14 protein-coding genes are annotated in these 12,850 nt (G+C 56.0%); 8 read left to right on the forward strand and 6 right to left on the reverse strand.

Annotated elements, in window-relative coordinates:
* Positions 1–26 precede the first annotated feature (26 nt).
* The 5 genes from IEY52_RS08515 to IEY52_RS08535 all read left to right on the forward strand — a co-directional run bounded on the left by IEY52_RS08515 (position 27) and on the right by IEY52_RS08535 (position 3,175).
* Positions 27–257, forward strand: a complete 231-nt coding sequence (locus IEY52_RS08515; protein ID WP_189002244.1) for a hypothetical protein — start codon at positions 27–29, stop codon at positions 255–257.
* Between the two features lie 44 nt (positions 258–301).
* Positions 302–916: a hypothetical protein gene (locus IEY52_RS08520; RefSeq protein ID WP_189002245.1), complete on the forward strand. Its 615-nt coding sequence runs from the start codon at positions 302–304 to the stop codon at positions 914–916.
* Between the two features lie 44 nt (positions 917–960).
* Entirely contained in the window at positions 961–2,040 is a 1,080-nt protein-coding gene (locus IEY52_RS08525; protein ID WP_189002246.1) for a tetratricopeptide repeat protein, read from the forward strand.
* Positions 2,041–2,244: 204 nt separating this feature from the next.
* The gene (locus IEY52_RS08530) at positions 2,245–3,006 is read left to right on the forward strand and encodes a hypothetical protein (RefSeq protein WP_189002247.1); all 762 of its coding nucleotides are present in this window, start codon (positions 2,245–2,247) and stop codon (positions 3,004–3,006) included.
* A 1-nt stretch (position 3,007) separates the two neighbouring features.
* Positions 3,008–3,175, forward strand: a complete 168-nt coding sequence (locus tag IEY52_RS08535; RefSeq protein ID WP_189002248.1) for a hypothetical protein — start codon at positions 3,008–3,010, stop codon at positions 3,173–3,175.
* A gap of 297 nt (positions 3,176–3,472) precedes the next feature.
* On the opposite strand, the gene IEY52_RS08540 is transcribed toward IEY52_RS08535, so the two are convergent.
* Complete coding sequence (locus IEY52_RS08540; RefSeq protein WP_189002249.1) at positions 3,473–3,694, reverse strand: transcriptional regulator; 222 nt, start codon at positions 3,692–3,694, stop codon at positions 3,473–3,475.
* 154 nt (positions 3,695–3,848) lie between these two features.
* On the opposite strand from IEY52_RS08540, the gene murA reads away from it, so the two are divergent.
* From murA to IEY52_RS08555, 3 genes are all read left to right on the forward strand, one after another.
* Positions 3,849–5,138, forward strand: coding sequence for a UDP-N-acetylglucosamine 1-carboxyvinyltransferase (murA, locus tag IEY52_RS08545; RefSeq protein ID WP_189002250.1), 1,290 nt, complete (start codon positions 3,849–3,851; stop codon positions 5,136–5,138).
* Positions 5,139–5,338: 200 nt separating this feature from the next.
* Positions 5,339–6,427 (forward strand): peptide chain release factor 1, encoded by a 1,089-nt coding sequence (gene prfA / locus IEY52_RS08550; protein WP_189002251.1) that lies wholly within the window; start codon positions 5,339–5,341, stop codon positions 6,425–6,427.
* A gap of 9 nt (positions 6,428–6,436) precedes the next feature.
* Positions 6,437–6,931: an NUDIX hydrolase gene (locus tag IEY52_RS08555; protein WP_189002252.1), complete on the forward strand. Its 495-nt coding sequence runs from the start codon at positions 6,437–6,439 to the stop codon at positions 6,929–6,931.
* Positions 6,932–6,973: 42 nt separating this feature from the next.
* Here IEY52_RS08555 and IEY52_RS08560 read toward each other — a convergent pair whose 3' ends face one another.
* From IEY52_RS08560 to glmS, 5 genes are all read right to left on the reverse strand, one after another.
* Positions 6,974–7,591 carry a class I SAM-dependent methyltransferase gene (locus tag IEY52_RS08560; RefSeq protein ID WP_189002253.1) on the reverse strand — a complete coding sequence of 206 codons (618 nt, stop codon included), beginning with the start codon at positions 7,589–7,591 and terminating at the stop codon, positions 6,974–6,976.
* 24 nt (positions 7,592–7,615) lie between these two features.
* A complete protein-coding gene (locus IEY52_RS08565; RefSeq protein WP_189002254.1) occupies positions 7,616–8,596 on the reverse strand; it encodes a hypothetical protein in 981 nt (326 codons plus the stop codon).
* A gap of 146 nt (positions 8,597–8,742) precedes the next feature.
* Complete coding sequence (locus IEY52_RS08570) at positions 8,743–9,831, reverse strand: YibE/F family protein (RefSeq protein WP_189002255.1); 1,089 nt, start codon at positions 9,829–9,831, stop codon at positions 8,743–8,745.
* A 56-nt stretch (positions 9,832–9,887) separates the two neighbouring features.
* The gene (locus IEY52_RS08575) at positions 9,888–10,247 is read right to left on the reverse strand and encodes a hypothetical protein (RefSeq protein WP_189002256.1); all 360 of its coding nucleotides are present in this window, start codon (positions 10,245–10,247) and stop codon (positions 9,888–9,890) included.
* Positions 10,248–10,470: 223 nt separating this feature from the next.
* Positions 10,471–12,291 carry a glutamine--fructose-6-phosphate transaminase (isomerizing) gene (gene glmS, locus IEY52_RS08580; RefSeq protein WP_189002257.1) on the reverse strand — a complete coding sequence of 607 codons (1,821 nt, stop codon included), beginning with the start codon at positions 12,289–12,291 and terminating at the stop codon, positions 10,471–10,473.
* Positions 12,292–12,850 lie beyond the last annotated feature (559 nt).

Raw genomic sequence — 12,850 nt, forward strand, 5'->3', positions numbered from 1 at the left:
CAGCGTGTTTCCTCTGGAGAAAACCCATGAAAGAACTGAATTTTGCCAAAAGCATCCTGCAGGACCGCCCCTGGAAAGATGTTCCTGCCGATGAAGTGCTGGAGCGTTCAAAAGCCTTGCTGACAGAATGGATGGCCGGAGAGCAGCGTCTGGAGCGTCCAAAACTCTATGATCACTACGCCATTTTGCTGGTGGCCCTGATTGACCGTGTTGAGCGATTGGAAGAAGAACTGCAAATTTTAAAAAATAAAACCTGAGTTAACAACACTCAACTTTGCTTAGCTTTGGTGTATACTCGGTCATGCCACTCACCCTTGCTGCAGTGACCCCCGAGAACTGGGAAAAACTGATTGAACTGAAATTGCCTGCAGAACAGGAAACCGCCAATCCTCCCAACTGGTACGCCCTGCTGCAAGCCAACCAGTTGCAATACCTGGCTTATGGCATCCACAACGACGGAAAATTGATTGGGCTGGTCACCATTGGCTGGGTCAACGACACCCGCAGTTACTGGATCCACCACCTGATGCTCGATGCAGACCACAACGAACCCGACCATGCTTTAGAAGCCATGAAGCTGACCGTGCGTTACATCCGGGGCCTTCCCGTGGGCACCAACATCACCTATCCCCTCCCCACCACGCTCTACCACCCTGTGACCAACCAGCAACTGCAAGAGCTGGGCTTTGTTCCTCTGGGAGAATTCAGGGGACAGGTGATTTATGGGCTTCAGGCCCCTCCCCTGCCTCCTCTGCCCATCGAGGCACCCGTTCAGGCTGCTCCCACAGATGAGAAGAAGGAGATAAATTGGGAAAGAATTCTGCTGGGCATCATTCTGATTCTGCTCACCCTGTACGGGTACTTTGAAGTGTATGTGCCCCGTTTGCCTGCGCCAAGTGACCTTCCCATCACCTGACGCAGTTGTTTTTCGCCCCCATTCACACCTGGAGGAAACGACCCATGAAAAAATGGCTGATTGCCACCGCACTTCTCTTTGGACAGGGCCTCGCCCAGCAAAACCTCTCGGAGCTGCAAACCGAATACCAGCAGGCCCTGCAAACCGCGCCCAAAACCACCGGCAACTCCACCTGGAAAAGCCTGATGGACCGCGTGGAAACCCTCAAAAACCAGAACCCCACCCCCGATGTGCTGTTGCTCAGGGCCAACATCTACAGCGATGTGAAATGGTGGATCCGGGCCAAAACCGCCTGGGAGGACTTCCAGAAAGTGGGACAACTGGGATCGCAGGAAAAACAGCGTTACACCGAAGCCCTGCACAACCTGGCATTCACTGCAGCCCACCGCAGCGAACCTGACCTCAAAGAAGCGCTGCAATATGCCCAGAAAGCCATAGAGGTCACCCCGGATTACTACCCTGCCCGCTACCTGCTGGCCGAAACCTACCAGGACCTCGGAGATTACAGCAATGCCAAGAACGCCTGGAAACAGGTGCTGGACCTCAATCCCAAAGACGCCAAGGCGCTGTACTTCATTCAGGTGGAAGACCGACTGGCGAAATTCGGGCCGGAAGTCAATCAGGCTTTCACCCGTGGCTATGCCGCCTACGCCGAGAACCAGAAGAGCGACGCCCTGGCTCTCTTCAAGAAGACCACCGAACTGGGGCCGGAATTCTCGGAAGGCTGGCGCTATTATGCCCGCACCGCTTTTGAGCTGGGAGATGCAAAAGCTGCCCTGGAAGGCTACCAGAAACTCACCGAAATTGAAGGCCAGACCCCGGAAAACACCTTCTGGCTGAATTACGCCACCGAGGCCAACCAGTACGGTCTGGAAGCCGTCAAAATCTACCGTTCAGGCTACACCACATACCAGCAGAAAAACCTCAAAGAAGCCGAAAGCCTCTTCAAACAGGCCACCACCCTGAGCCCCGGTTACCAGAAAGCCTGGGCCTGGCTGGGCCGCGTCAGGTACGAGCAGAAAAATTACTCGGGCGCTGTGCAGGCCTACATGCAGGCCGTCACCCTCGACCCGGACGATGACAGCAGCGAGTATTACCTGAAACTGGCCAAAAACCGCAAATAAAACTCCAGTCCCATGATTCCCTTCCAGCTGGAAGGGAATTTTTTTGTCTTTTCGCCTTCTGCTTTCTGCCCTCGGCACCCGGCCCTCGGCATCCGGCCTGACTGCTGAAAGCTGAGCGCTGAATGCTGAGCGCTGAATGCTTTGATGGGACATCTGTAAGTGCAGTTCTGATATATTTAGCATGCAATCCACACAGGAGCCTCCATGCTTTTCGCACTCGACAAAGATCCCAAACTGCAGGCCTTCCAGCAGAGCCTTTCCAAGTTTTACGTCAACAACAGCGACCCCCAGAAGGCAAAAGACCTGGGCAAGATGCTGGGCAACCTGTACTACCATGACCTGTACCAGGACAAGGCTTTTTATGCGTCTGCCCGTGAGGTCTCCGAAAAACTCTGCAGTCAGGATGCTCTGGCCCACCAGAGCGTCCGGCGTTCCTGGGTGCGTGCCCTGAATGCCCTGGAGCCGCAAGGGGAACTCGATGAAGTGGTCAGTCAGATTTACTGGAGTCGCAAATCCCGCTGGGAACGGCTGGCAAAACAGCTGAAGATGGCTGTACCAAAAAAGTTTCTGGCTTACCGTGCAGTCAAAGGCAGTGCTTTTGTTGAGGCGGTTTCCCGGGCCTGGGAAGAGGAGGACCGTCCGCTGATGTCCGTGTGGCAGGAATCTCTGGCCTCCTGGTCCCTGACGGAAAAGGCTGCCCGACAGTTCTTTGGAGAGCCTTTTGAAGAAGAGGATGCTGTGCTGTTTGTGGCCGAGATCCCGTTCGAGCAGACCTTCATGGACAAGTTTCTGGATGGCGGCACCCTGGTGCTTCATCACTCGGAAGAAGACCTGATTTATGCCGGAGGGTACAAATCGGGTGAAATTTACGCCCTCAAAGAGCGCACCATCGTAAAGTACCGGGGCTTTGAATACACCTTCGAGCAGCGCAAACTGCTGGGGAACATCCTGAAGGCAGGCATCTGAAATGGCCCGAAAAAACACCCCTGAAGTCAAAAAGCCCGAAACGGTGCTGAAGATCATCCAGCAACTGCGGGAACAGGCCACCCTTTTGCATGTGCAGGCCCGTCCCATCAGCATGTATCCAGAGGATGATCCTGAAATCCATCTTAAGCTCGGAAAAAGGTCCTCTTAAGAGGGGGAATAAGAAATCCTACAAAGCAAAATGAGAGCAGGACTTAACCTGATCTCAGATGATTTCACCTGTTGTGGATGCCCACCTGGGACACACAACAGGGCATCCTGTGCACATTCTGCAACCCTTTTGCTCTCTTTGCCCTCTTTGTTTCACCTGCTGGTCGCTGTTTCAAGGCAAAAACACACAGGGCACCCGAGCAAACCCCGGATACCCTGGCATCAAGAAGACATTTGGATGGTCACGCTGAAAGTGCTGTTGGAGCCTGGTGCGTGCAACACGCAACGGATTGGAGGCTTACTCTTCGTGCTCATCGTCCAGCGTAGAGATGTATTCTTTGAGGCTCTCCGTGTCTCCCGCTGAAAGATCCTGAGCAATTTTCTCAATCGCCAGACGAACCACCTCACTCTTGGAAATGAGACGTTCGGGGCTGGAGAGCTCGTACGCAGTCTTGGTGAGAAGTGCGTCCTGCTCTTCAGAGATGACGACTTGCAGACGCTTTTTTTCTTTCTTCGGCACGGTCACTCCTTTAGGAATATTTTAGCATCCCGAAATACACACCAACAACACTATCAGATATTGGACTTCCATGAGTCAAGTGTGTAAGATACTCCTAGGGCAATCGCCTGACACTCTGGTTACAACTCAGCGACCGCTGATCTGAAAGGACACTATGCTTCTGGACACCCCCATTACCATTTTCGGTGGCTCCCGCCTGAGCGGCGAATTCAAGGCTCAACCCTCCAAGAACGCCGCGCTGCCCATCATTGTGGCCAGCCTGCTCAGCAAAGAGCCCGTTGTTTTGCACGGGATTCCCAGACTCGCAGACATCTACACCATTCTTGAACTGATGACCGGCCTCGGCACCAAATACCGCTGGCTCGGACCCAATACTTTAGAGCTGCACACCCCTGAACTGACCTCCACCGTGGCCCCTTACGCTCTTGTGAGCAAGATGCGGGCTTCTTTCATTCTGATGGGCGCCCTGCTCTCCCGTGCTGGACATGCCGAAGTGAGCATGCCCGGCGGTTGCGCCTTTGGTCAGCGCCCCGTGGACCAGCACATCAAGGCCTTCCGCGCCATGGGTGCAGAAGTGGACGAGGAGGGCGGCAACTTCATCGCCACCCGCAACCAGACCTTCACCGGTTCCTACGTGTTTGAAATCCTCACTGTGGGCGGCACCCAGAACGCCATTCTGGCCGCCGTGCTGGGTGAAGGCACCGTGATTCTGGACAACGCCAGCATCGACACCGACGTGGTGGACATGGTGCGTTTCCTCAACTCCCTGGGTGCCCAGATTGAAGGGTTTGGAACCAATACCATCGTGATTCATGGGGTGAAAGAGCTGCGCGGTGGCGAGTACACCGTGATCCCTGACCGCATTGAGGCCAGCACCATGTTGATCGCTGCAGTTGCCACCAGAAGCCAGCTGACGGTCACCAACGTGGTTCCCGGCCACCTGCGCGCCGTGACCTCCAAACTGGTGGAAATGGGCGCACACATCCTGGAACTGGACCACAACACCCTTTCCATCGATGCCCGCCACGGCGACCTGCGTCCTGTGAACCTCACCACCAGCGAATTCCCCGGCTTCCCCACCGATGTGCAGCCCCAGATGAGCGCCCTGCTGGCCACCATCCCCGGAACCAGCATCGTGATGGACAAGGTTTACCCCGAGCGCCTCACCCACGTGGTGGAACTGCGCCGCATGGGAGCCAACATCGAAGTGCCCGAGCACACCCAGGTCATCCAGGGCAAAAAGCTGCACGGTGCACCTGTTCGCGCTGCAGACATCCGCGCTGGAGCCGCACTGGTCATTGCTGCCATGGCCTCCGAAGGCAAGTCCGTCATCGATGGCGTGCGCTTCCTGAACCGTGGCTACGAGCGCCTCACCGAGCGCCTGCAGGGCATCGGCGTGCACATCGAGCAGAACCAGCAACTCGTTGCTGCTGCAATGGACTGAACCCCAGCCTCACCACGACCCTCTCCTCGCTGCGCTTTCCTCTCCCTGACAGGGAGAGGATTTTTTTGTGTCACACACTGGATCAGGTGTCAGTGTACATTCCCTTCCACATTCACTGTCACAGTCGAGTAAACTGGTTTCATTATGTCCGCTGAACAAGTCCTTCTCTTCATGAAGCGAAGCGAGGTGCGTTTCGACCCGTGATCGCTGAAAAATTAATAGACCTCGAGCGCGAGTACCGCAGTCTGGAGCGCGAGATGAGCAATCCCGAAGTGTTCGGGAACAACGACGCTTACCTCAAACTGAACCGGAGACATGCCGAACTCACGCCCATCATCCAGCTCTGGGAGGAGTACAAACGCCTCTCGGAGTCCAGACAGCAAGCCGAAGAATTGCTTTCCGATCCTGACATGCGAGAACTGGCAGAACTCGATCTGCAATCTGCCCAGGCACGCATCCCAGAAATCGAGCAGGAGCTGGATGTTCTTCTGCTGCCCAGAGATCCCAGAGATGAACGCAACGTCATCCTGGAAATCCGTTCTGGCGCAGGAGGGGATGAAGCCGGACTCTTTGCTGCCGATCTGCTGCGCATGTATGAACGGTACTGCGTGAGAGCAGGTCTGAAACTGGAACTGCTGGACTCCAATCCCAGTGACCTGGGAGGTTTCTCCAAGGTGGTGGTGGAACTGTCTGGAGACAGAGCCTACCGTCACTTCAAATTCGAGGGGGGTGTTCACCGGGTTCAGCGGGTGCCTGCCACCGAATCGCAGGGGCGCATCCACACCAGCACCGTCACCGTGGCCGTGATGCCCGAAGTGGAAGAATCCGAAGTGAACCTCAACATGCAAGAGGTGCGCATTGATGTGTTCCGCTCTCAGGGTGCCGGAGGCCAGGGCGTGAACACCACCGATTCTGCTGTGCGGGTGGTGTACAGGCCCGGAACCCCCGATGAAATCATTGTGGTGTGTCAGGATGCCCGCAGCCAGATCAAGAACCGCGAGAAAGCCCTGAACGTACTGAGAAGCCGCCTTGCCGAAATGAAACGGCAGGAAGAGGAAGAAAAAATCCGCAGTGAACGCCAGAGCATGATTGGCTCCGGGGACCGCAGCGAAAAAATCCGCACCTACAACTACCCCCAGAACCGCGTGACCGACCACCGCCTGACTGGAGAGGACAAAAACCATCCCCTGGACGTGGTGATGAACGGTGCCCTGGAAAACCTGCTGGAAGCCCTGCAACGCCTGCAACGTGAAGAACTGCTGGCAGAAATGGCCGAGGCCGCAGAGTGAGGGGGCAACATGGCAAGGCGTGAACTGCTGGTCACCGCAGCCATCCTGAGGGACAAACAGGGCCGCATTCTGCTGGTGGGCAACGACTGGCAGCGCTCTGGACGGGTGCGCTACACCCTGCCCGGAGGCGTGGTGGAACACGGCGAAACGGCTCCTCAGGCCCTGGTCCGGGAAATTCTGGAAGAAACCGGTCTCAAACTCAAGAAGATTCACCACCTGGCGTACTGCGTGCACATTGAAGACGTGCGCCGCCACGACCGGGCCATCAGCCTGGTGTTTGAAGCCGACTGGGAGGGGTTGCTGAACCCCCGTGACCCTGACGGTTTCATTGTGGAGGCCCGCTTTTTCACCGCAGAAGAAATCACCCGCATGCTGGATTCTCCTCCCATCCGCGATCCCCTGACCGATTACCTGACTTCAGGGATTCCAGGGCTGTTTTATGCTTTCTCTGGCTGGGATGGCAAAGGGGGAATTCGCATTCCAACCATGCGCAAAGAGGGGTAAATCTCCTGGGAGGGCGCAGCACGCTGCGCCCCTACATCTGCCTCAGGTCCCAGTCACCAGCCCCCAGAAATACCCACCTGTCCAGATTTCCCCACCAGAGAAGTGCAGCAACTCCTCTCTGGTGGGGAAATTTTTGAGCACTTCATAGGTCTGGCCGTTGTCCAATTTGCGGTTCTGGTAGGTGTTGCCCTCGCTGTCTGTGCGTGAAATGGGGGTGCTGTTGCCCTCCACACACAGGTTGTCAATCAGGATCAACTTTTTTCCTGGTCCAACGGCATTTCTGATGCCTGCCAGAAACTCCAGTCTTCTGGAAATGGGCACATGGGAGAACCAGAACCCGGCAAAAACCATTTCTGCCTCTGTGGGATCAGGATGGTAAGCATCTCCCAGACTGAAATCCACAGGGCAACCGTATTTTTTGCTTCTCGCCACATCCAGAACCTCTTTGCCAATGTCGTTGGCCTGGATGCTCAGGGCTGTTGCAGAGAGCCTTTCCGTCCAGAATCCGGTGCCGCAGGCAAGTTCCAGCACAGAAAAACGCTGCACCTCCTGTTGCAGGTGCAGCGTGAAATCCTTGATGTCCTGTTGCCGTTCGGGTCTGGTGTAAATGCGTTCGTACTCCCTTGCCCGTCTGGCGTAATACTTTTGCAGGTCTGTCATGTCAGAAACCCAGCGTTCAGTGTATCACTCATCCCGGTTGGTGATGCGCTCCAGCCAGGAGCGCACCTGACGTTCGTTCAGCACACGGGTGACTTTGAGGTCTGCTTTGAGGGCATCGAACATGCGCATGCTGTTCCAGGTTCTGCGGTAGGTGGGAGGCCCCAGCAGAATCACCCGGCGGTCCTCCAGAATGGGAATGTCTGCTGGGGTGCCTTCGCCCCAGATCCAGTTTTCGCTGGCCTCACTGAGGCTCAAATCTGCGAGCAGGGCCTGATGGGTGTACAGGTTCCATGCCCCCTCCACCGACTCCTCTGCTGTTTGTGGACCTTCGCCTTTTGCAACAGCAATGATGCGGTCTGAGGTGCGTTTGCGTTTGAACAGGCCTTTCTGGGGAAAGGTGTCCATCAGCAGCACATGCAATTGAAAATTGTCCACCACGCCACTGAGGGTGCCTTCAATGCCCAGACCTGTGGCCGGTTCCAGCACCACCACTGGCTCCTCGTGCAAAACGGGAATGATCTTGCTGAGCCAGTGCGCTCCTTCGTGCTGTTCTGCAAGTGAATTGAAAGCAGGCAGCAATGGAGCAGCTTCTCTTCTGGCCTCAGGACTGACAGAGAACAGGGCAATGGCAGGCCGCCAGAAAAGTTCCAGATCGTCCAGTGCAGCCACGCAGTCCTCAGAAAGGGCTTCTGGGTCGGGGCACTCTTGCATCAAGGCTTCTGCACGATGAAGCACCTCACCCAGACGGGACAGGATGGGACCCTGCACCTCTTTTGGAGAACAACCTCCCTCCAGAAAAGCACCAATGCACATCCCAATCACGCCCGCTTTTCCTGCATGGGACAGGGCCAGGCCAGCTGCCAGATCCCGCAGGGCTTCTTCCACACTGGCTCTGGAATGCTTGCGGGCCTCATCAAAAACCGTCTGGGCCAGAGGGTAAAGGTCATCTGGGGTGCTGCTGTCATCCTGCGCAGAAACCATCAACTGTTCAACAGCTTTCTTCAAGGTCAACTCTCACCCCTCGCTCTCATGATAAAGGTTTGAAGGTTGTTGCGCTGACTTTTTTGTCGCTGGTTGAACAGATTGGACCGCAAAAGGGCGCAGCACGCTGCGCCCCTACAGGGTAGATTCAGCATTTCTGCCTCCTGCCCTCAATGGTGATGATGATGCCCTTCACCCTCTTTGGGAGCAGGCAGGCGGTCATACTGGTAGGCCATGCAGGCAATGAAAGTCGCCAGAGGCACCGCCAGAATCAGACCGATGGAGCCCACCAGACTCTGCACGATGGCACTGGACACCACTTCCATGTTGAGGGCACCTTTTAAGCTGGTGTTTCCTGCCTGGAACAGCACAAACAGCGAGAGGCTGCTGCCTGCATAAGCCAGCACCAGGGTGTTCACCAGACTGCCAATGTGGTCCATGCCCACCCTCATGCTGGCCGCAAAGAGGGATTGCCAGCTTTGTTTCGGGTGGTCGTGTCCCGCATGCAGGTGGGCCAGTTCACGCACCACGGCCACCTGGGGAATGGTGGAATCCACCAGTGCTCCCAGTGCCCCGATGATCATGCCGCCCAGCAAAAGGCCCCTCAGGTCGGTGATGCCCATTTGCTTGAGGAACATGGTTTCCTCATCCATCAGGCCGGTCAGGTGCGTGAAATGCATGGAGAGGGCCGCCAGCCCCACCGAGACCGCTGCAGTCAGCAAGGTGGCCAGCAGTGCTGCAGTGGTGGTCCAGTTGAAACCGTGCACAAAATAAACGCTGAACAGCAAAATGCCTGCACTGCCCAGCAAGGCCACAAAGGCTGGATTCCAGCCTGCCAGGATCAGGGGAATCACCATCAGTAAAATCACGGCAACAGACAGGAACATGCCCAGCACGGCCCGGATGCCCTTGCCTTTGCCCACCACTCCGGCCACCACCACAAAGAGCAGGGTGAGACCCAGCAAATAAGGCCAGCGCACGAAATCCGCCAGATAATACACCGTATTTCCTGCAGGATCGAGGGTCTGGAACACTTGCACCAGATCCCCCAGTTTCACAGTCAGGTTGCCATCGTGGGTCAGGGGGAGCACATCCTGACCCACTTTCACCATCAGGGGATCCAGCTGGCTGATGGTGCCTTCCAGGGTCTGGGACTGGGATTGCAACTGTGCAGCAGAAGCTTCAGGGGGGGTGTCCTGGGCAAACCCTGCACCCATCCAGCACAACAACAACGAAAAAAGAACGAGCAGGAACTTCATGCTGCCACATTAGCAAACCAGCATGAAAGCACTGCCCGGTTCTGAAAACCATGTCTTTATCTGGTGCGCAGCCACAGCACAAAATAGGCGATCAGGTAAATGGTCGTGGTTGCTGTGATCAGCACACCCAGGTTGGGCTGTGGAAGGGCTGGATTGATGCCAGACATCATCATGTAAGCCATTCCTCCACCCATGATCACGGTAAAGGTGAGGCGGGCAGCTTCAGCATTGCGCAGCCGCACCATTTCATCCAGCAATTTCTGGTACTTCTCAAAATAGTAAATGACCAGGCCTGAATAAAGCAGAATCGATCCCAGCAGCACATTGCGCCAGACGGGATCGTGGGACCTCTCAACGAAGTTGGACAGGGCAATCACTGCAAAAGCACCCATCATCACCACCACGGTTCCCCACATGGAAAAATTTTTAACCCTGTATTCTCGTGACTGTTGTTTCATGACCTGAACCTCCTACCAGACATGCACTCTTGCATTCGCTGCAGGATGGCCTGATGTTCCTCAAGGATAACAAGTTTTGAAGGGGGGTTCTGCTCTGGTTTTCCCTGATCAGGCACAAATCCATGTCCTGCAAAAGAAAAAGAGGAGCTTTTCAGCTCCCCTTGCATGATGCGTTTGTGGCTTACTCGACGGTCACGCTCTTGGCAAGGTTGCGGGGCTTGTCCACATCCCGGTTCAGGGCAGTGGCCGTGAAGTAGGCCAGCAGTTGCATGGCCACAGCATTCACCACAGGAGAAACCATTTCGGCAGCTCTGGGCACGTAAATCACATCGTCGGCGTGGCGTGCAGCGTCGGTGTCTCCATCGCTGACCACGGCGATGACCTTGCCGCTTCTGGCTTTGACTTCCTGGATGTTGGAGATGGTTTTCTCCAGCAGGAAACTCTCGGTGGCGATCACCACCACGGGCAGGTGCTCATCAATCAGGGCGATGGGGCCGTGCTTCATCTCCCCTGCTGCGTAAGCTTCAGCATGGATGTAGCTGATCTCCTTGAGTTTCAGGGCACCTTCGAAGGCGGTGGGAGAGTTCACGCCACGGCCCAGGAACAGGTAATCGCGGGCCTGGTGGTACTTCTGGGCAATGCGCTGGATGTTCTCCACACGCTCGGGTTGCAGGCATTCTTCCACCAGACGGGGCAGTTCGCGTGCACCTTGCAGCAGTTCCCGGCCCAGTTCCTCGTTGAGGGTGCCACGGGCACGACCCAGCCACAAAGCCAGCATCAGCATGCCACTGACCATGGCGGTGTAGGCCTTGGTGGAGGCCACCCCGATTTCCGGTCCAGCGTGGATGTAGAGCACATCGTCCACTTCGCGGGTCATGCTGGACCCCTTGGCGTTGATCACCCCGAGGGTTTTGGCCCCCTGTTTCTTGGCTTCACGCAGGGCTTCCAGGGTGTCAATGGTCTCTCCGGACTGGGAAATCACGATGGCGAGGGTGTTTTCGCTGACCAGGGGGGAACGGTAGCGGTACTCGGAGGCCACATCCACTTCCACGGGAATGCGGGCCAGTTGCTCGATCAGGTATTCTCCGACCAGACCGGCATAGAAGGCCGTTCCGCAGGCAATGATGGAGATGCGCTTGAAGCTGGCAGGATCCAGGTTGATGTCGAGGTTCACCTCGCCCGTGTCGTCATGGAGGCGGCCAATCAGGGTGTTGGTGAGGGCCTGGGGTTGCTCGTAGATTTCTTTGAGCATGTAGGTGTCGAAGCCGCCTTTTTCTGCAGCTTCAGCGTCCCATTCGATCAGGGTTTCATCACGCTTCACAGGGGTGCCCTGCAAATCGGTGATCCGGTAGCCCTCTTTGTTGAGGACCACCATGTCTCCATCGTGCAGGAACACCATGGTGCGGGTGTAGGGCAAGAGGGCGGGCACATCACTTGCCAGGAACATCTCGCCCTGGCCAACCCCCATCACCAGAGGACTGACGGTTCTGGCAGCCACAATTTCATCGTGGTCGATGTGGGTGACCACAATGCCATAAGCGCCGCGCACTTCTGCTAGAGCTTCACGCACTGCCACTTCCAGGTTGCCTTTGTATTTTTCTTCGATCAGGTGGGCCAGCACTTCACTGTCGGTTTCACTGCGAAAGACGTGCCCTCTGGCGGTCAGGGCATCTTTGAGGTGCAGGTAGTTCTCGATGATCCCGTTGTGGATGATCACCAGTTTGCCGTCCTCGGTGGCGTGGGGGTGGGCGTTGGTGTCGTTGGGCAGACCGTGGGTGGCCCACCGGGTGTGCCCAATGCCCAGGCAGCCCTTGAGGGGCTCTTTTTCCAGTTCTCCAGCCAGAATGGCCAGTTTTCCGGCTTTCTTTCTGACTTCAATGCCATTCTCAGTGCGAATGGCCACCCCTGCACTGTCGTAACCACGGTATTCCAGTTTGGCGAGACCCGAAATCAAAACGTCCTGGGCATCACGAGGACCAATGTAACCAACAATTCCGCACATGTTTGTCTCCTGTAAAAGGCACGTCCTTCTGGCTTTGCAGAAGCACGGGAGGGGCCAGTCTGGGGCCTCAGGATCAGAACAGAGCCAGCCCTTTACATCAGAACACTGCTCTGGACTTGCAAGTCTGGGCCAGATCACAGAATTCAGGCAAAAACAAAACCCAAAATCAGGGGTCAGACCTCTGAGACCTCTAAAATACTTTCTCTTGTTTTGTGGGTTCAGGCTGGTGTGGCCTTCTGGTCCTGTCCGGGGTTATGCCCACGTTGCCGTGGGGTTTAGTTCCAGACTTGATTGCTGTGAGCAATCCGGGGAGGGTGGGACTGTCACCCTGGAGGCATCCGCAGATGTGTTCGCTGACCTCCACCTCGTATTCCTGAAGCCTTCAAAAGCTTTCAGGACCTTGCGCTTCCCTGTTGTCCTGCTGGTCTTGCTGTGCTCTGTGGTGACCCTGCACCTCCTTTTGACAGACTATAGCATACACATCATCAGCAAGATGTGTAGTGATGGGAACTTTTTTTCGCAAATCTGTCCAGATGAATTTGCGCTTCAGGGCAGGGAT

The sequence above is a fragment of the Deinococcus roseus genome, assembly GCF_014646895.1.
GTDB lineage: Bacteria > Deinococcota > Deinococci > Deinococcales > Deinococcaceae > Deinococcus_C > Deinococcus_C roseus.

What these genes read in the sequence shown, in the direction of transcription:
- IEY52_RS08515 (WP_189002244.1), top strand. Translation starts at nt 27, where the DNA reads ATGAAAGAACTGAATTTTGCCAAAAGCATCCTGCAGGACCGCCCCTGG.
- IEY52_RS08520 (WP_189002245.1), top strand. Translation starts at nt 302, where the DNA reads ATGCCACTCACCCTTGCTGCAGTGACCCCCGAGAACTGGGAAAAACTG.
- IEY52_RS08525 (WP_189002246.1), top strand. Translation starts at nt 961, where the DNA reads ATGAAAAAATGGCTGATTGCCACCGCACTTCTCTTTGGACAGGGCCTC.
- IEY52_RS08530 (WP_189002247.1), top strand. Translation starts at nt 2,245, where the DNA reads ATGCTTTTCGCACTCGACAAAGATCCCAAACTGCAGGCCTTCCAGCAG.
- IEY52_RS08535 (WP_189002248.1), top strand. Translation starts at nt 3,008, where the DNA reads ATGGCCCGAAAAAACACCCCTGAAGTCAAAAAGCCCGAAACGGTGCTG.
- murA (WP_189002250.1), top strand. Translation starts at nt 3,849, where the DNA reads ATGCTTCTGGACACCCCCATTACCATTTTCGGTGGCTCCCGCCTGAGC.
- IEY52_RS08555 (WP_189002252.1), top strand. Translation starts at nt 6,437, where the DNA reads ATGGCAAGGCGTGAACTGCTGGTCACCGCAGCCATCCTGAGGGACAAA.
- IEY52_RS08560 (WP_189002253.1), bottom strand. Translation starts at nt 7,591, where the DNA reads ATGACAGACCTGCAAAAGTATTACGCCAGACGGGCAAGGGAGTACGAA.
- IEY52_RS08570 (WP_189002255.1), bottom strand. Translation starts at nt 9,831, where the DNA reads ATGAAGTTCCTGCTCGTTCTTTTTTCGTTGTTGTTGTGCTGGATGGGT.
- IEY52_RS08575 (WP_189002256.1), bottom strand. Translation starts at nt 10,247, where the DNA reads ATGTGGGGAACCGTGGTGGTGATGATGGGTGCTTTTGCAGTGATTGCC.
- glmS (WP_189002257.1), bottom strand. Translation starts at nt 12,291, where the DNA reads ATGTGCGGAATTGTTGGTTACATTGGTCCTCGTGATGCCCAGGACGTT.